The organism is Paraprevotella xylaniphila YIT 11841, from assembly GCF_900683745.1.
GTDB classification, from domain to species: Bacteria; Bacteroidota; Bacteroidia; order Bacteroidales; family Bacteroidaceae; genus Paraprevotella; species Paraprevotella xylaniphila.
On record NZ_LR215980.1, the window covers coordinates 3044574 to 3062655 of the forward strand.

Below are 18082 nucleotides of genomic sequence, written 5' to 3' on the forward strand. Positions count from 1 at the left end.
CGAAGACAAATGAGGACAGGCGAAAAATCGAGGTAACGTAAAGGAAAGCGGATTTATGAAGAAGAACGGTCTCCAAATCATTACCCGCCGAATGGTGATTTTTAACACACCGTGTTGTATTTGGCAGCTTGTGGCACAGGTTGGCATATCAAGGTCTAACTCGTTGAGTAATAACTTTGCAAACAAAAAACGAGTATGGCAAGAAGCACATTCAAGGTTCTGTTCTACGTGAACGGCAGCAAGGAGAAAAACGGTATTGTCCCCATCATGGGACGAGTGACAATCAACGGGACTGTGGCGCAGTTCAGTTGTAAGCAGAACATCCCGAAAACGCTTTGGGACGTGAAAGGAAACAAGGCGAAAAGCAAGAGCCGCGAGGCACGAGACATCAACCTTGCCCTTGACAACATCAAGGCGCAAATCATCAAACATTACCAGCGCATTTCAGACCGCGAGGCATTTGTTACGGCTGAGATGGTGCGCAACGCCTATCAGGGAATCGGCAGCGAGTATGAGACGCTGCTAAAAGCATTCGACCGTGAGAACGAAGTGTTCAAGAAACGGGTAGGCAAAGACAGGGTAATGGCTACCTATCGGGCACGTGTACGGGCAAGAAACCATGTAGCCGCCTTTATCAAGTCGTTTTACAGACGCAGCGATATGTCCATGTTGGAACTTACTCCCGATTTCATCAAGGAGTTCGCCGCATACCTCTCGACTGAAGCCGGATTGCGGAACGGTTCGATATGGGCAAACTGTATGTGGCTGAAAGGCGTGGTCATGAAAGCGCATTATAACGGGTTGATACCGCGCAATCCTTTCATCCAGTTTCATATCAGCCCCAATGTGAAAGAACGGGAATATCTGACGGAGGATGAACTGAAAGCGGTCATGACACATGAGTTTGCAGACAGCAAGCTCGCATACATCCGTGACATTTTCATCTTTGCCAGTTTCACCGCCTTGTCATTCGTGGACATTCAGGAACTGACGAATGACAACATCGTGGAGGTGAACGGCGAGAAGTGGATATTGTCCAAACGCCACAAGACAAAAGTCGCCTTCCAAGTGAAGCTGCTGGATATACCCTTGCAGATAGTCGAACGCTACCGACCGATGCAGAAAGACAATCGTATATTCCCCGGCTTGAACTATTGGTCTATCTGCAAACCGTTGAAACGGATGATAAGGGAATGTGGCATAACCAAGTCAATATCATTTCATTGCAGTCGTCATGGCTTCGCAACATTAGCTTTGAGCAAGGGGATGCCCATTGAAAGCGTAAGCCGTGTGTTGGGACATACGAATATAGTCACGACCCAACTCTACGCAAAGATAACCACGCAGAAGCTCGACAACGACCTGACCATGTTCGGCGACAAACTGAGTAAGACGTTTAACGGAATAACGATGTCATGAGTATGAGAAGAAACAGCATAACAGTGAATGAATCCGGCAATATCATCATGCCGGAGAATGTCTCAAACATTTGGATGAGCGAGCCGGAATTGGTGGAACTGTTCGGAGTAATTGCTCCGACACTTCGTTCTGCCATCAGAAACATCTATAACAGTGGAGCATTAAAAGAATACGAGGTACAGAAGTATGTTCGGCAGGAGAACGGGTATCATGCCGATGTGTTCAGCTTTCCGATGATAGTCGCACTTGCTTTCCGCATTGACAGCTTCGGTGCGGAACAGGTGCGCAATGCCATATTTAAAAGGCTGTACTTGCGAAAAGAGAAAACAAATATCTTCTTTTCGCTGGGTATAAATGGTTGGGATATGTCTAATTATCAGGCATAAGTTCTAATGATATGACGACATGAAGTAGTGAGACCTATGCGTATTCCCATTGCCAACAATGTATTTATACGAGTATGTGAATAGGTGTATTGCCATTCATACGTACGATTACGACAAACCCGAAGAAAAATCCATTAGAATGGCATTTCTTCGGGCTTTTGTTGTATGTCATAAAGCCAAATCCAAGAAAATCTTACGTGAGGTATGCGTGAGTTGTTAATCCGTTCTGCGCTAATTGCCGAGTTTTGCACTGATTAAACAAAAAAATGAAGTGCTAATGAAACAAGGCAACTTTGAAAATGAGGAGTTTATCCGTGTGGGTACTACCCTCTACAAGTTAGTGAACCAGCCCCGTCTGAACGGAGGCTATGTGAAGAAGCGCATCGTGTGGAACAACGAAACACTGCGGCAGGACTACGGCAAGGACTATCTCGCCACCGTGCCGAAGTACGACGGCTTCTGCACCGTCCCCGACCATGTGGACTACCGTCCCGTGGTGGACAAGTTCCTGAACCTCTACGAGCCGATAGGACACCGTCCGCAACAAGGCGAGTTTCCCTGTATCCGGTCATTGGTGCGCCATATCTTCGGTGAACAGTATGAATTGGGCATGGACTATCTTCAATTGCTCTACCTGCAACCCGTGCAGAAACTGCCTATCCTGCTGTTGGTATCAGAAGAACGCAACACGGGCAAGAGTACATTCCTGAACTTCCTGAAAGCTGTGTTTCAAAACAATGTCACTTTCAATACCAACGAGGACTTCCGCAGCCAGTTCAATTCCGACTGGGCAGGAAAACTGCTCATCGTGGTGGACGAGGTATTGCTCAACCGCAGGGAGGACAGCGAGCGGTTGAAGAACCTCAGCACCACACTTTCCTACAAGGTGGAAGCCAAAGGCAAAGACCGTGACGAGATAGCGTTCTTTGCCAAGTTCGTGCTATGCTCCAACAACGAGTATCTGCCTGTTATCATTGATGCAGGTGAAACACGCTATTGGGTGCGCAAGATAGACCGTCTGCAATCCGATGACACAGACTTCCTGCAAAAGCTGAAAGCTGAGATACCTGCCTTTCTGTATTACCTGCAATACAGACAACTTTCCACCGAAAAGGAAAGCCGTATGTGGTTTGCGCCCTCTTTGCTGCATACCGAAGCCTTGCAGAAGATTATCCGCAGCAACCGCAACCGATTGGAGATAGAGATGTGCGAACTTATCCTTGACATTATGGAAAGTGTCGGCACGGACACATTCTCGTTCTGCCACAACGACATTCTTCTTTTGCTGGTACATTCGCAGGTAAAGGTGGAGAAGCACCAAGTCAGAAAGGTATTGCAGGAATGTTGGAAACTTACTCCTGCCTCTAACGGGCTTACATATACCACTTACCAATTCAATTACAATCGGGAGTGCCGATATGAGCCGATAAAAAGAGTCGGTCGTTTCTACACCGTCACAAGGGAACAACTTGAATCCCTGTAATACTATTCTTTTTTTGTTGAATTGATGAATAATGATATAACCATACTGATAATAAACAGCATACACTCTCAACAAATTCTCAACAATCGAAAAGAAAAGTTGAGAGGGAAACAGCATCAGTTTGTTGGATTCTCTATTTGTGAGTGGTTTGTTGAGAAGATGTTGAGAATATAAAGCATTAACGTATAGGACAATACATATCTCATTCATCAAATCAACGTTTTTACAGTCATCATCAAATCCATAGAAATTATATCATGAACATCCAAGAAGCAAAACAAATCAAAATTGCGGACTATCTGCAAAGTTTGGGTTATTCGCCCGTAAAGCAACAGGGAAACTGCCTGTGGTATAAATCCTCGTTCCGTCAGGAAACGGAAGCCTCGTTCAAGGTGAACACCGACCGCAACCTGTGGTTCGATTATGGACTGGGAAGAGGTGGTAACATCATCGCACTTGCAGGGGTACTGTACGCATCCGACCATGTGCCTTATCTGCTTGGCAAGATAGCGGAACAGGCACCACACATCCGTCCCATATCTTTCTCTTTTCGCCAGCAGGCATCCGAACCGAGTTTCCAACATTTGGAGGTGGGCGAACTCACCCATCCGGCATTGCTCCGATACTTGCAGGAACGGGGCATAAACATCGCTTTGGCAAAGGCGCAATGTAAAGAGCTCCACTTCACCCATAACGGCAAGCCCTATTTCGCCATCGGTTTTCCGAATGTGGCGGGAGGATTTGAAGTGCGTAACCGTTTTTTCAAAGGCTGTGTCGCACCCAAAGACATCAGCCATATTCGGCAACAGGGAGAAGCGAGAGAGAAATGCCTTGTATTCGAGGGCATGATGGACTATCTTTCATTCCTCACGTTGCGGAAGAGGAACTGCTCGAACTTGCCCGACCTTGACAGGCAGGATTACGTCATCCTCAATTCGACCGCCAATGTTTCCAAAGCTATAGATGTGCTGCACGGGTATGGACGTATCCACTGCATGCTCGACAATGACGAGGCGGGAAGAAAGGCGTATCGGGAATTGGAAAGGAAGTTCGCCGGACGCATCCGCGACTTCTCCGACAACTACAAAGGGCATAAAGACCTGAACGATTACCTGCGTGGAATCCGGCAGAAATTAGCCGTTAGTCCACCGCCAAGAACTATCGTAAAACCCAAGAAGAAAGGGTTGGGATTATGACATCCCGAATGAGAAAAACGGGAGATGCCCGAAACTCATTCCTTAAGGATTGGGAGGTAGCAAGTTTGTGTTTCGGGTGTACCGAAACCGCTTGCCACCCACCATCCAAATTGCAGGAGGTGGCATCCCGTCGGTCTATACAGTTGAATCAGTAACCGAATTAAAAGGAATAAAATATGGAACAGACAAAGGAACACAAGGAACGCAACAAGGGAGGTCGCCCCAAGAAGGAAGCAACCGAGAAACTGAAATACCGTATCGCAGTGAAAATGACGGCAGCCGACTACTTCCGCCTGCTGACACGATCGCATGAGGCGGGCGTATCACCAAGCGAGTACATGAGGGAATGTTTCCGTAACGGTCATGTGAAAGAACGGCTGTCGGAGGAACATGCCGGATACATCCGCCAACTCTGCGGCATGGCTAACAATCTCAACCAGCTTGCGCGTAAGGCAAACGCCGGAGGCTTCCACGATGAACGGTGGGACTGCAAGGTGGCAGTGGCAAGGATTCATGAACTTATAACCAAGATAGGGATATGATGGCGAAAATCGTAAAAGGAAGCGACTTCAAGGGTGTGGTGGATTACATCATCGACAAGAAGAAGGATACGCAGATAGTAGCAAGCGAAGGCTTGTTTATGGAAAATCTGGAAACTATCGCCATGAGTTTCAATGCCCAGTCACGGATGAACGATAAGGTGACAAAACCTGTCGGACATATCGCGTTGAGTTTTTCCAAAGAGGATGAGTTACGGCTGACGAACCGTATCATGGCAGGCATCGCGCTTGAATATATGGAACGGATGGGAATCAAGAATACGCAGTTCTTCATCGCCCAGCATTTCGACAAGGAGCATCCGCACGTGCATATTGCTTTCAACCGCATAGACAACAACGGCAATACCATATCGGACAGGCACGAGCGTCTGCGCAGTACCCGCATCTGCAAGGAATTGACCTTGAAATACGGCTTGCATATGGCTGGCGGAAAGGACAATGTCAAACGCAACCGCCTGAAAGAGCCAGACAGGACGAAATATGCGCTTTACGACATCATCAAAATGGAAGTCGGCAGATGCGGCAACTGGAACGTGCTTATCGCCAACCTGAAACGGCAGGGAGTGGAAGTACATTTCAAGCATAAGGGGCAGACCAGCGAGGTACAGGGTGTTGTATTCTCCATGAATGGCTACCATTTCAACGGCTCCAAAGTGGACAGGCGTTTCAGTTATTCCAAGATTGACGCGGCTTTGCAGCACAACAGATGCAGGGAACGTATGGGAATAACAGCCGGAATATATGAAACGGCTACACCAAGCGCACCGTCCGGCACGGCACAAAGCGAGTTGTTCAACGGCTCTTGGGGATTGCTAAAAAGCAGTGGCTCATCTTATAACGCTGCTGATGCGGAAGCCAATCAGGAAATGGTGGATATACTTCGCAGAAGGAAGAAAGTTAAGCGCAAGAGAGGTGTTGGGTTCTAATATTCTGTACTAATCCAATTCTCACGACACTTGCGCTCTATATTCATTCGGAGTGTAACCTACCTCTTTCTTGAACAGTCGGGTAAAATGTTGCGGGTACTGAAAACCGAGATTATAGGCGATTTCATTAACGGTGTCGTCTGTAGATGCAAGTTCCGTCTTGGCTATTTCAATAGACTTGTCATGAATGAAATGCAGGGCGGTTGAACCTGTTTCTTTTTTCAATAAATCACTGAAATAGTTGGGCGAGAGGCAGAGCTTGTCTGCACAATACTGTACAGTGGGCAAGCCTATCCGTTTAGCAGCCCCATCATGGAAGTATTCGTCAAGCAACCGCTCAAATCTTGCGAGGATGTCTCGGTTTTGGTTGTCGCGTGTGATGAACTGGCGGTCATAGAAACGTGTGCAGTAATCAAGGAACGTCTTGATGCTGTCTGTGATGAGGTTCTTGCTGTGACGGTGTATCGGATGGTTCAATTCATATTGAATCTTGTGGAAGCAATCCATGATGATTTGCCGTTCTTCCACACTAAGGTGCAATGCCTCGTTTGTCTCGTAGGAAAAGAACGAATATTCACGCATTATCCGCCCGAGAGGTGTATTCCGCAGCAGGTCGGGATGGAACATAAGCAGGTAGCCATCTGGTTGGAACTGCATGCCGTCATCTTCCGCACCGAACACCTGTCCGGGCGCGATAAATATCAGTGTGCATAATTATTCCTAAGTCTGTGAAACCGGAACGCATGAAGCAGAATCTCGACATATTAGACTTCACCCTGTCGGCCGACGACATGGCACGGATAAAGACGCTGGATACCGACAAGCCTTTCTTACTCGGCTCGCACGAAGATCCAGAAATCGTAAAATGGTTCATGCAGTACAAAAACGCCTGAACATCAACAACCATATTTCGATAGCCGCTATCGACTATATTAAGAAGTTATTCGTATATGCCTTTATTGTAATCCGTCATGTACTGAGTAAATGTTTTGCCTGTTTGCTGTTTGAAGAAGCGCATGAGATGGCTCGGATCAGAGAAATTGAAATCATCCGCCATTTCACTGACAGTGCGGTTGGAGAATAGCAATTCGTTCTTCAGTTCCTCAAGCAGACGTTGTTTTATCAAATGGGTAGCTGATACTCCGAATTGGGCTTTTACTGAGTTATTGAGTGTGATGCGACTGACATGAAGCATGTCTGCATATTCCTGCACCCGCTGGTGGGTGCGGATATTCTGTTCCAACAAGTCCTTGAACCGAAAAGCGAAATTGTTTTTAGCAATTTCAGCGGGCAAGCAATAGGCGGCAGCGTATGTACGATTGATAATCAGCAAAAGATAATATAGTAAGGAAACAATGATATTGTACGTATCGGACACTGGATTCATCAGCTCATACTTAATCTTTCCGAGCAGCCGCATATATTCCTTCATTTCGTCATGTGTGGCATTGATGTAAGGCGGCGTATCTGTCTGGTAACAATACAAAAGGCGAAAAACGAAGAACTTGTCGGCGATAAAAGTACGCATGAAATCTTCGCGGAATATAAGGAACGTGTAATCCAACGCCGTCTCATCTACATGCCACTCTTGTTGCTGATGGGGTGAAAGCAGGAGAACCATGCCGTCGCGCAGTTCAATCTTGCGGAAGTTCAGTAGCAAATATCCGTTTGCCTTACGGAAAAAGTAGAAGCTGAAGAAGTCTGTCTTAAACCGCTTGTTTTCTGTCAGCACAAGTCCGATGTCCTTGTTTATGGCAGTATTGATGTAAAAATCCACGCCGCAGCGTGTCTTGTTGAACGGTACGCTGACCAGTCGATCAGGGTTGATTATCTCGTCCATATCCTTGTCGTTTTTGCAAAGATAATAATTTCATTTATCAAAATGGCATAATTGCCGTTTTTTCAGGCATAGATGTTTCGCCGGATTCTTCCGAACTTTGCACCCGTAATCAATAACAAGACATATAGTCATGAAAAAGACATCTACAGTACAATTGGTGCGCAATGCCACCTTGAAAATCAGGTATGCGGGACACACCATGCTAATTGACCCCGTTTTAGCCGACAAAGGCACTTTGATATCGGCCCTCGGTGTGAATAAAACACCGAGGGTACACCTCACCATTCCTATTCAGGATATTATCGGAGGCGTGGACATGGTGCTCCTGACCCACAATCACATCGACCATTACGAGCCGAGTGTCCCCACACATTTGCCCAAAGAAATTCCTTTCTACGTTCAGCCCCAGGACGCGGACGCCATCAGAAACGACGGATTTACAAATGTGATACCCATCGAAGAAATAAAAACAATAGACGGCATATCCATTTACCGCACGACCGGACATCATGGTTTCGGGCAGATCGGGCAGATGATGGGACCTGTATCAGGTTATGTGCTAAAAGCCGAGGGCTTCCCGACCGTTTATATAATGGGTGACTGCCGATGGGAAGCATGTATCCGAGACACCGTGGAACGGTTCAATCCTGACTATATCGTGGTAAACTCCGGAGGTGCAATCTTTCCCGAATTTTCCAAAACGGACGGTCCTATCATCCCCGACGAGAACGAAGTGATGCAGATACTTGACGAATTGCCTTCGCATATCAAGCTGATAGCCGTACACATGGATGCCATCGACCATTGCCAGACCACCCGTGCAATTCTGCGCAATGAGGCAACGCATCACGAAGCCGACATGAGCCGGCTGATTATCCCGGAGGACGGAGAAACAGTTGTGTTATGAGTGTCTGCATTAAATCCCTGATAAAAAACATGAACATAGTGGTAGGGTGCACTATAGGATGCCCTTACTGCTATGCCCGTAACAACTGCCGCCGTTTCCACATTACCGACGACTTTTCCGTGCCTGAATACATGGAACGAAAACTGCGCATCATCGATACGTCCCGTCCTCATGTGTGGCTCATGACAGGAATGAGCGATTTCTCCGATTGGAAGCCTGAATGGAACGCAGAAATTTTCGAGCGGATCAGCAGCAATCCCCAGCACGCCTATATCTTTCTGACGAAGCGCCCTGACAAAATCAGTTTCTCCTCTGACGACGAGAACGTATGGATGGGCGTGACCGTTACGCGCAGTTCCGAGAAAAGGAGGATTGATGATTTGAAAAAGAATATCAAAGCACGACACTACCATGTCACGTTTGAACCTCTCTTCGATGATATCGGCGAGATTGATTTCGAGGGAATTGACTGGATTGTCATAGGCACAGAGACCGGAAACCGAAAAGGAAAGTCATATTCGCGCCCCGAATGGGTGCTTAGCATTGCAGAACAGGCAAAGGCTCATGGCATACCGGTGTTCATGAAAGAGGATTTGCTGCCGATTATGGGCGACGAAAGAATGATTCAGGAATTGCCGGAACAATTTACCAGACGAATACAATGAATATGGATACAATAAAGGAAATAGATGTAAAGAGTGTAATGACCAAATCCTCTCTGCCGGTGGGAGGATATTCGGTCAACCCTTATGTAGGGTGTCCCCACGCCTGCAGGTATTGCTACGCATCGTTCATGAAACGGTTCACCGGGCACACCGAGCCGTGGGGTACGTTTTTAGATGTAAAAAACTGGAAGCCGATAACGAATCCTCATAAATACGACGGTGAACGTGTTGTAATAGGGTCTGTGACGGACGGTTACAATCCGTATGAAGAAGAATTCCACCGTACCCGAAGGCTGCTCGAAGAGCTGCGAGGAAGCGATGCCGAGATTATGATATGCACAAAGTCCGATCTTGTCCTTCGCGATCTCGACCTGTTGAAGAGTTTTCCCAAAGTGACTGTGTCATGGTCTGTCAATACGCTCGACGAGCAGTTCTGCGCAGATATGGACAACGCCGTAAGCATTGAACGCCGTCTGAAAGCGATGCGTCAGACATACGAGGCAGGTATCCGCACCGTATGCTTCGTCTCGCCCATATTCCCCAGAATAACAGACGTAAAGGCAATAATAGAGGAGGTAAAAGATTATGCTGATTTAATCTGGCTTGAAAACCTGAATTTACGCGGGCAGTTCAAAGGCGGGATAATGACGTATATCCGTGAGAAGTATCCTGACCTCATACCGCTTTACGAGGAAATTTACAATAAAAAAAGGCTTGAATACTGGCAGGCATTGGAGCAGGACATTTCAAATTACGCCAAGGAGCAGGGCTTCCCGTATCGTATAAACGATCTGCCATACGGACGCTCGGAAAAAGGCAAACCTGTCATCGTAAACTACTTCTACCACGAAAAAATACGATTGACAAAATGAGGCTATGCCGGACTGATGCAGAAAAGTTGTAGCGCGGATAAAAGCACCATGTATGTGGATAATATCCGGCAATCTTCCGAGCGTATGCGGGAGATGCTCAACACGCTGCTGGATTTCTTCCGTCTGGACAACGGCAAGGAGCAACCCAACCTTTCCCCTTGCAGGATTTCCGCAATCACGCATATTCTTGAAACGGAGTTCATGCCCATTGCCATGAACAAGGGGCTGACTTTGATAGTGGAGAGCCACACCGATGCGGTGGTTTTGACCGACAAGGAACGTATCCTGCAAATCGGCAACAACTTGTTGTCAAACGCCATCAAGTTCACGGATAACGGTAGTGTATCATTGGCAGCGGATTATGATAACGGTTTGCTGAAACTTATCGTTGAAGATACCGGTACGGGCATGACCGAAGATGAGCAACAACGAGTATTCGGTGCATTTGAACGTCTTTCAAATGCCGCCGCAAAAGACGGCTTCGGATTAGGATTGTCCATCGTGCAGCGTATTGTGGCGATGCTCGGTGGAACTATACGCTTGGAAAGCGAGAAAGGCAAAGGGAGCCGCTTCACGGTGGAAATTCCCATGCAGACAGCCGAGGAACTGCCGGAACAGACAATTCAAGCGCAAATGCGCCATAATCATATCTGCCATGATGTGATTGCCATCGACAATGACGAGGTACTTCTCCTTATGTTGAAAGAAATGTATGCCCATGAAGGGATGCACTGCGATACCTGTACCAATGTTTCGGTACTGATGGAGCTGATACGAAAAAAGGAATACAGCCTGCTTCTGACGGATCTGAATATGCCTGAGATAAGCGGTTTTGAACTGCTGGAACTGTTGCGCTCATCCAATGTAGGCAACTCGAAGAGTATTCCCATAGTCGTGACAACCGCTTCGGGCAGTTGCAGCAAGGAGGAACTTATAGGGCGTGGATTTGCCGGATGCCTGTTCAAGCCGTTCTCCATATCCGAACTGATGGAGATTACGGATAAATGCGCATTAAGCAGCATATTGGATGAAAAGCCGGATTTTTCCACTCTGCTATCTTATGGCAATGAATCCGTCATGCTGGACAAACTGATAGCGGAAACCGAAAAGGAAATGCAGGCGGTCAAGGATGCAGAACAGCGTAAAGACCTCCAAGAACTGGACACACTTACACACCATCTGCGAAGTTCATGGCAGATTCTCCGTGCCGACCAGCCATTGAGGGAACTTTACGCCCAACTTCATGGAAGTGCCACTCCAGATGACGAAGCGATATGCAAAGCGGTGACCGGCTGTGCTGGATAAAGGTGCTGAAATTATCCGGCAGGCAAAAGAAGAAAGGAAAAATACGAAAATGGATAAAACAAGAATCATCGTGGTGGAGGACAATATCGTGTATTGCGAGTTTGTCTGCAACCTGCTGGCACGGGAAGGATTCCGTACCGTGCAGGCTTACCACCTCTCGACCGCGAAGAAACTTCTGCAACAAGCCTCAGACGGGGACATCGTGGTTTCTGACCTACGACTACCCGACGGTGACGGCATCGACCTATTACGATGGATGCGCAAGGAAGGCATGACACAACCGTTAATCATCATGACCAACTATGCCGAAGTGCATACGGCAGTCGAAAGTATGAAACTCGGCTCGCTGGACTATATCCCCAAGCAGCTTGTGGAGGATAAACTTATGCCTCTGCTTCATACCATCCTGAAAGAACGGAGTATCGGACGAAATCGTATGCCCGTTTTTGCCCGTGACAGTTCCGCCTTTCAGAAAATCATGCAACAGATAAGATTAGTTGCCCCTACTGATATGAGCGTGCTGATATTCGGAGAGAACGGCACGGGCAAGGAGCATATCGCCCACCATCTGCATGATAAGAGCAAAAGGGCAGGGAAACCGTTTGTGCCTGTGGACTGCGGTTCACTCTCCAAAGACCTTGCGCCCTCGGCATTCTTCGGACATGTCAAAGGCGCGTTTACGGGTGCGGACAGCACAAAGAAAGGATACTTCAATGAGGCAGAGGGTGGCACATTGTTCTTGGATGAGGTAGGCAATCTCGCATTGGAAACCCAGCAGATGTTACTCCGTGCCATACAGGAACGGAGATACCGCCCTATAGGTGACAAGACGGACAAGAGCTTCAATGTCCGCATCATCGCCGCCACCAACGAGGATCTGGAGAAAGCGGTCATTGAAAAACGTTTCCGACAGGATTTGCTGTACCGTTTGCACGACTTCGAGATAACTGTTCCGCCCTTGCGTGACTGTCAGGAGGACATCATGCCGTTGGCGGAGTTCTTCCGTGAGATTGCCAACAATGAATTGGAATGTAGCGTGACTGGGTTCGATGCGGAAGCCCGTAAGACATTGCTGACCCATCCGTGGCCGGGTAATGTCCGTGAGCTTCGGCAGAAGATAATGGGCGCGGTGTTGCAGGCACAGACGGGAGTTGTCATGAAAGAGCATCTGGAACTTGCCGTAACGAAACCGACCTCACCTGTCAGCTTCGCCTTGCGAAACGATGCGGAGGACAAGGAACGCATCTTACGCGCGTTGAAGCAGGCAAACGGAAACCGCAAGGTTGCCGCCGAATTGCTCGGAATCGGACGTACAACGCTGTATAGCAAGTTGGAAGAGTATGGATTAAAGTATAAATTTCAGCAATCATAGCCCGCAACTTGCCGAAAATAGAAGTAACGGTTAAACCGGATTATTCAGCGAAGATAAAAAACGTCCTGTGATAAAAATCATGGGACATTTTGATGTGTATCCGATTTTTATTGCTACTTTTGTACCAAGACGAGAGACATTGACAGCAACTCACAGCAGAACGTAGAAATAGACAGGGTTGCCAAATCATTACCTCATTTTTACCTTATCCTCAGAACTGCTTGCTAATAAAGTGGTTATAAAAATCTTCCAGAATTACGAAAAGAAATGGGATGGGACGCATTTTTGATGAAAATATGTTCCTTTATTTTTTATATGTCAATACCACGCTAATCAGGCGTGGTATTGGCTAAAGGTATTTTGTTTAATAGATGTCTTCCCCGATACCGCCGGGACCGCAGATGCTTATGGGAACGAGTTCCATGTAATCTAAAGAGAAGCCTCCGCTGGTGGCACTGGACAGCACGGAACGTAAGCGTATCGTATGGTGCCGGTTGGGTTGTACCTGCACTTGGCAGATTTTCCGCCGCAACAAATCATTCTGATTGTAAAAGATGACGCATTTGGACGGGTCATAAGCCGGAGTTGTGGTAGTGCCGCTTCCCCCGAAGTAGTAGTATACTCCCTTGGGTGCACTATAATAACCATTGTTTTTCATTGTCCGGGCGTTTTCCTGCAGTTCTTCTTCCGTATAAATTCCTGCAGCACCGTCTTTTTCGCTTCTTACACCGTTCCATCCGTTGTAAAGTCCCCCAATATTAGGTGCATCAGCTTTATCGCGCATGTCTATCGGGAGCCCCTGTGGTACTCCGTCTACATAAACCTGTCCGATGCCACGGCTTCCCAACGCGCAGTATCCGAGACGAAGTTCGTATTCTCCGGGCGGTACGCATGGCAGTCTGAACGTCACGTCATAGCTCGTGCCCAATACGGCGATGTCGTCTCCTTGATAGTTAGACCAATAGATTATCGGGCGTTTCACGATGAACATGGTGTTCTCGCTGAATGACATGTTTTTCAAGTAGCCGGGAGGAAGGTAATAGTTGAAGCCTCCACCTTCCGTCCCGTCTTCGCTGTTGTCACCGCTGTTGTACTCCTTAAGAGGATTGCCGCACAACCGCATGTTGTTGTTCGTCAGTTCCGGCCATAAGAGTTCAAAATCTATGCGCATCCGGGTATTCATGACGGTGTTGCGCATGACAGGGTCGTAAGCTACCACGTCGTCGATGTAATAGTAAGCCACGTTCAAAGAGTAGTTCTCTTGTTCCGGAACGGTCAGATGGGCACCCCGGATCCGTTCGTAATTGTTGTATTGGGAAGCATGGCAATGATTGACATAAAATTCGGAGGGATATTCGACAGCCGGGTCTACCGGACGGTACACCTTTTCCAATTTGATGGTGGAGAAGTCGAGCAGCGTGCTGACCCAGTCCGTCGGGTCGGCGTATGCGGTGTGGATGCCGATGGTGTTTACCAGTTTGGCCGTACTGCTGAACAGGCGGTCGATGATGTGGTAGGAGAGGAACATGTTCAGAGGGTTGTACTTGTGTGTCAATGAACCTTTGTTCCAGTACAGTTCCTTATATGTCTTGCCGGAACCCGGAACGGTCTGGTTCAGGCCGAAGATGCCTTCCGCATCTGCCCCGCTGTATTTCTCCGCAGCCAATTCGTATAGGGCATCGATCTTTTCGTCCATGGTCATGCTTTCGTTGAAGCGGTCGGGGTATTTTCCGTACAGGTCTTTGTCCGGCACGATGAGAAGGGTGAAGCCGCTGTACCGGTGGTCCGGAAGTTTGGCCACGTAGTCTTCATTTCCGATGCGCATGCTTTGGGTAAAAGGGGCATACTTCCCTTTTTCCTGTTCGTATTCTTCGTCCCGGTAACGGTATAAGGAATCTATCAGTCCCGTCCGCCGGAGGGCTTCGTAATAAATCTGGAAATCCTCGTGATGTTCGTCCAACAGAGTGGAACCTAAACTGGTGCTAGGTACCAGGACACGGTCAACCGGATGTACCACACCGTTTTCCACGGAGTCGTTTTTCAATTCGTTGATGATGGCGGCCCGGCGGTTGACGATGGTCAAGGCCATTTGGTTGGCATCCAACGTATCTCCCTTGCTTTCGAAGATGAGTGGTAAGTCCAGTTCGTTGTTTTCCTGTTGTGTTTCGGGCAAGTCATAAGTGTACATGATTCTTTCTATGATGCAGGCCCTCAACAGCGTATCGCAGAATGAGGCGGGAATGTCTTCCACAGATGCATATCCTTTCTCTTTCAGGAAAGCTTCCACGCCCGCATTGGTCGCGGGAAAGAAGGTGCGTGAGCCACGGCTTCCTAAAAAGTCCATTTTGCCGGCTCGTTCCGCAATGCGTTTGAAGAGACTGAAGTCCTCATGTTCGATTAGAAAATCACTCATCATTTCTCCTGTGAAGGTGTAATAGCTTTCTGCCGGCATGTCATCGTTGCAACCGGTAAACAAGTTTGCCTGTCCTGCCAAAAGCAGGACAGTGCAAACGAATTTAGAGAGTTTTGACAGACGTTTCATGGTCTCAAAAAATGGAATCAGGTTAATAATATGGTTTTGTTTCTTTTCAGGCTATTTTACGTCGAGGCTGACGGAAGCCTTTTTTAGTCCCGTGCCCTTTACGGTCAGGGTGAGGCCGCCTTTTTCCCGTCCGCTTTTCACGACGGCCATGGCACGGCCTTTCCAAGCCTTGCGTTCCGGAGCGGTGTAAGCCGTGCAATCTTTTAAATCGGCACTGCATGTCGCCAACAGTGTACCGGGCCCTTGGAGTTCGAATGCCAACAGATTGTCGGCATTGGGTACCACCCGTCCTTTCTTGTCCGTAATTTCAGCCACGACATAAACCAATGACTCGCCATCGGCCGAGATTTCCGTGCGGTCGGCCGTCAACCGGATGCGTGCCGGTTTTCCGGCTGTTTCCAAAGTACGTGATTCTTTCTCCTGCCCGTTTTCTACGCCTGCGACGCGTAGGGTGCCCGGAGCGTAGGGCAAGGTGAAGATAGCCTTGAATTCTTCTTCCCGGGTCGTAGCCTTTTCACCGATGAGTTTGTCGTTCAAGTACAAACGTACGGATGGGTAATGGGAGTAAATCTCCACGTCGATATTCTTTCCCTCATGTCCGGGCCAGTTCCAATTCTCCCATGTGGGCCAAACGGACCATTGGGTTTCCTTGATTTCTCCGTAGTATCCGGAAGGTTCCTTTACGGAGAGGAACAGTTTGTTGCGTTCGGGGAAGAAGAGCATCTCGCGGTAGTAGGATATGGGTTTACGCCATCCAGTAAGGTCGATGTCACCGCAATAGGCACCGTGCCACGGGAATTGGTTACGTTGGTAGTGTTCGCCTTCGGTCTCTCCTTTATAGAAGAAGCGTCCGATACCCGATTCGCCGAGGTAGTCGATAGCCGTCCACACGAAATCTCCGATGATATAGGAATGGTCGTTGACCCGTGCCCAGTTGGCGAATGCGTCGCGTGGGTAAGATTCCGTCTGCATCATGATGCGCGAAGGGACGCGTTCGTGGTCCGACGGTCCTTTGTGCATCATGTAGTTGTAACCCACGATGTCATGTGCGGCAGCCAACGGGTCGTAGATTTCCCAGTCGCTGTCCCATGCCGCAAGGGCAGATGTCACCGGACGGCTCGGGTCGAGGCGGCGTACATGGCCTGCCAAGGCGTATGCCGTAAGGACGGCTTCGGGCGTTTTGCGCTCGATGATTTCGTTTCCGATGCTCCAACAGAAGATAGACGGATGGTTGCGGTCGCGCAGTACCATGGACTCGATGTCCTTCGTCCACCATTGGTCGAACAGGACGGAGTAATCTTTAGGCGTTTTGGCTGACCGCCATCCGTCGAACGATTCGTCGATGACCAACAGTCCCAAGTGGTCGCAAGCATCGAGAAAGGCTTCTGATGGAGGGTTGTGCGAGGTGCGCACGGCGTTGAATCCTGCCTCTTTCATCAGCCGTGCCTTACGCCATTCTGCATCGCGGTAGGAGGCGGCACCGAGCGGACCGTTGTCATGATGGAGGCATCCGCCGTTCATTTCTATGGCCTTACCGTTCAGAACTAATCCTTTTTCGGCATTGTATTCCACGTGGCGCACTCCGAACGTAGTGGTGACCGTGTCGGCCGGTTCTCCGTTGGCCGGTACGAGGCAACATACCATCCGGTAGAGGTTCGGTGTTTCAGGACTCCAGAGCTTGGCGTTTTCAAAAGGAAATTGCAGTTTGATTTTGCTTGTCCGGTTCGCTTCAAGGGTGACGCTTTCTTTTTGTGTGAGAACGGTGTGGCCGTCCAAGTCGGTAACCGTGCAAAGCAGTGTGGCCGGGAGGGCTTTATTGCGGTTGGCGAGCGTGGCTTTCACTTCCACCTGCGTCTTTTGGTTCACTTGTTCGGTGGTGATACCTATGCCCCACGGTTCAAAGTGTGCTTTAGGGGTACGGATAAGTTTCACGTTGCGGTAAATGCCGGAACCGGTGTACCAACGGCAGTTCTTCTGTCCCGAGTTGTCCACACGCACGGCAATGACATTCTTACCCGCTTTGAGGTAAGGCGTGATGTCATGGTAGAAAGTTGAATAACCGTAGGGGCGTATGCCGAGATTATGTCCGTTGACGAATACTTCCGCGTTCATGTAAACCCCTTCGAAATAGAGGGTGGTTTCGGGATGTCGGCTATCCGGAGTAAAGTCGAATGTCTTGCGGTACCAACCGATGCCAGTGGGGTAATACCCTCCATCGTTACCGGCCGGATTGTCTGCTTCAGGACGGCCTTCGATGCTCCAGTCATGGGGCAGGTCCAACGTGCGCCAATGGTTGTCGTCGAAGTCCGGATGCGAGGCTGCAGCGGTATCGCCTAAAAAGAATTTCCAATTCCCGTTAAAGTTTACTTCCCGGTTTGAACGTGTATCGTTTGGAATGGCAAGCTCGTCTGCACGGGAGAAGTTGGCAGAAACCGGGAGGGCGTTTCCGATTCCGAATGCGAAAAAGAGGGCGGCCACCCACTTCAGCCGGCTACTCCGGTGTGTACGTAAGTTCGTTTTCATTTGAATCTGTATTTTTTTATGTGTTTTGATTGATTTGTTTGCAAAACTATATGAAAAGGAAGGTTACAGAGGGGTAAAAAACTGCC

General features: G+C 48.5%; 15 protein-coding genes and 1 pseudogene. 12 read left to right on the plus strand and 4 right to left on the minus strand.

Going from position 1 to position 18082, the window contains the following annotated elements; translation table 11 throughout:
* Positions 1-195: 195 nt before the first annotated feature.
* From E0E47_RS12750 to E0E47_RS12775, 6 genes are all read left to right on the plus strand, one after another.
* The gene (locus E0E47_RS12750) at positions 196-1419 is read left to right on the plus strand and encodes a site-specific integrase (RefSeq protein WP_130893890.1); all 1224 of its coding nucleotides are present in this window, start codon (positions 196-198) and stop codon (positions 1417-1419) included.
* Positions 1416-1805, plus strand: coding sequence for a virulence RhuM family protein (locus E0E47_RS12755; RefSeq protein WP_004328110.1), 390 nt, complete (start codon positions 1416-1418; stop codon positions 1803-1805). Before E0E47_RS12750 ends, E0E47_RS12755 begins: the two co-directional genes overlap by 4 nt.
* 277 nt (positions 1806-2082) lie before the next feature.
* Positions 2083-3288 carry a primase-helicase family protein gene (locus E0E47_RS12760; RefSeq protein WP_004328112.1) on the plus strand — a complete coding sequence of 402 codons (1206 nt, stop codon included), beginning with the start codon at positions 2083-2085 and terminating at the stop codon, positions 3286-3288.
* A gap of 257 nt (positions 3289-3545) precedes the next feature.
* A complete protein-coding gene (locus E0E47_RS12765) occupies positions 3546-4484 on the plus strand; it encodes a toprim domain-containing protein (protein ID WP_130893891.1) in 939 nt (312 codons plus the stop codon).
* A 176-nt stretch (positions 4485-4660) separates the two neighbouring features.
* On the plus strand, positions 4661-5026 hold the full coding sequence (locus E0E47_RS12770; RefSeq protein WP_004329306.1) for a MobC family plasmid mobilization relaxosome protein: 366 nt from the start codon (positions 4661-4663) through the stop codon (positions 5024-5026).
* On the plus strand, positions 5023-5970 hold the full coding sequence (locus tag E0E47_RS12775) for a relaxase/mobilization nuclease domain-containing protein (RefSeq protein ID WP_007560543.1): 948 nt from the start codon (positions 5023-5025) through the stop codon (positions 5968-5970). The genes E0E47_RS12770 and E0E47_RS12775 overlap by 4 nt, the downstream gene beginning before the upstream one ends.
* A 21-nt stretch (positions 5971-5991) precedes the next feature.
* Here the strand turns inward: E0E47_RS12775 and E0E47_RS12780 are convergent, their stop codons facing one another.
* Positions 5992-6627 (minus strand): helix-turn-helix domain-containing protein, encoded by a 636-nt coding sequence (locus E0E47_RS12780; protein ID WP_224201639.1) that lies wholly within the window; start codon positions 6625-6627, stop codon positions 5992-5994.
* 86 nt (positions 6628-6713) lie between these two features.
* On the opposite strand from E0E47_RS12780, the gene E0E47_RS17375 reads away from it, so the two are divergent.
* Positions 6714-6863, plus strand: a complete 150-nt coding sequence (locus E0E47_RS17375) for a hypothetical protein (protein ID WP_004329303.1) — start codon at positions 6714-6716, stop codon at positions 6861-6863.
* A gap of 47 nt (positions 6864-6910) precedes the next feature.
* On the opposite strand, the gene E0E47_RS12785 is transcribed toward E0E47_RS17375, so the two are convergent.
* On the minus strand, positions 6911-7810 hold the full coding sequence (locus E0E47_RS12785; RefSeq protein WP_004329302.1) for a helix-turn-helix domain-containing protein: 900 nt from the start codon (positions 7808-7810) through the stop codon (positions 6911-6913).
* A 130-nt stretch (positions 7811-7940) separates the two neighbouring features.
* Here E0E47_RS12785 and E0E47_RS12790 point away from each other — a divergent pair, with 130 nt between their 5' ends.
* The 5 genes and pseudogenes from E0E47_RS12790 to E0E47_RS12810 all read left to right on the plus strand — a co-directional run bounded on the left by E0E47_RS12790 (position 7941) and on the right by E0E47_RS12810 (position 12931).
* Positions 7941-8717 carry an MBL fold metallo-hydrolase gene (locus tag E0E47_RS12790; protein ID WP_004329300.1) on the plus strand — a complete coding sequence of 259 codons (777 nt, stop codon included), beginning with the start codon at positions 7941-7943 and terminating at the stop codon, positions 8715-8717.
* Positions 8714-9382 carry a radical SAM mobile pair protein A gene (locus E0E47_RS12795; RefSeq protein ID WP_004329299.1) on the plus strand — a complete coding sequence of 223 codons (669 nt, stop codon included), beginning with the start codon at positions 8714-8716 and terminating at the stop codon, positions 9380-9382. The genes E0E47_RS12790 and E0E47_RS12795 overlap by 4 nt, the downstream gene beginning before the upstream one ends.
* Positions 9379-10254: a radical SAM mobile pair protein B gene (locus E0E47_RS12800; RefSeq protein WP_004329298.1), complete on the plus strand. Its 876-nt coding sequence runs from the start codon at positions 9379-9381 to the stop codon at positions 10252-10254. Before E0E47_RS12795 ends, E0E47_RS12800 begins: the two co-directional genes overlap by 4 nt.
* A pseudogene (locus E0E47_RS12805) lies at positions 10255-11616 on the plus strand (sensor histidine kinase); the annotation flags it as partial. It abuts the gene before it with no gap.
* On the plus strand, positions 11609-12931 hold the full coding sequence (locus E0E47_RS12810; RefSeq protein ID WP_005775887.1) for a sigma-54-dependent transcriptional regulator: 1323 nt from the start codon (positions 11609-11611) through the stop codon (positions 12929-12931). The pseudogene E0E47_RS12805 and the gene E0E47_RS12810, both read left to right, overlap by 8 nt.
* Before the next feature lie 364 nt (positions 12932-13295).
* Here the strand turns inward: E0E47_RS12810 and E0E47_RS12815 are convergent, their stop codons facing one another.
* Together E0E47_RS12815 and E0E47_RS12820 are read right to left on the minus strand one after the other, a co-directional pair.
* Complete coding sequence (locus E0E47_RS12815; protein ID WP_130893892.1) at positions 13296-15473, minus strand: fasciclin domain-containing protein; 2178 nt, start codon at positions 15471-15473, stop codon at positions 13296-13298.
* Positions 15474-15524: 51 nt separating this feature from the next.
* Positions 15525-17996, minus strand: coding sequence for a glycoside hydrolase family 2 TIM barrel-domain containing protein (locus E0E47_RS12820; protein ID WP_232038435.1), 2472 nt, complete (start codon positions 17994-17996; stop codon positions 15525-15527).
* Positions 17997-18082 lie beyond the last annotated feature (86 nt).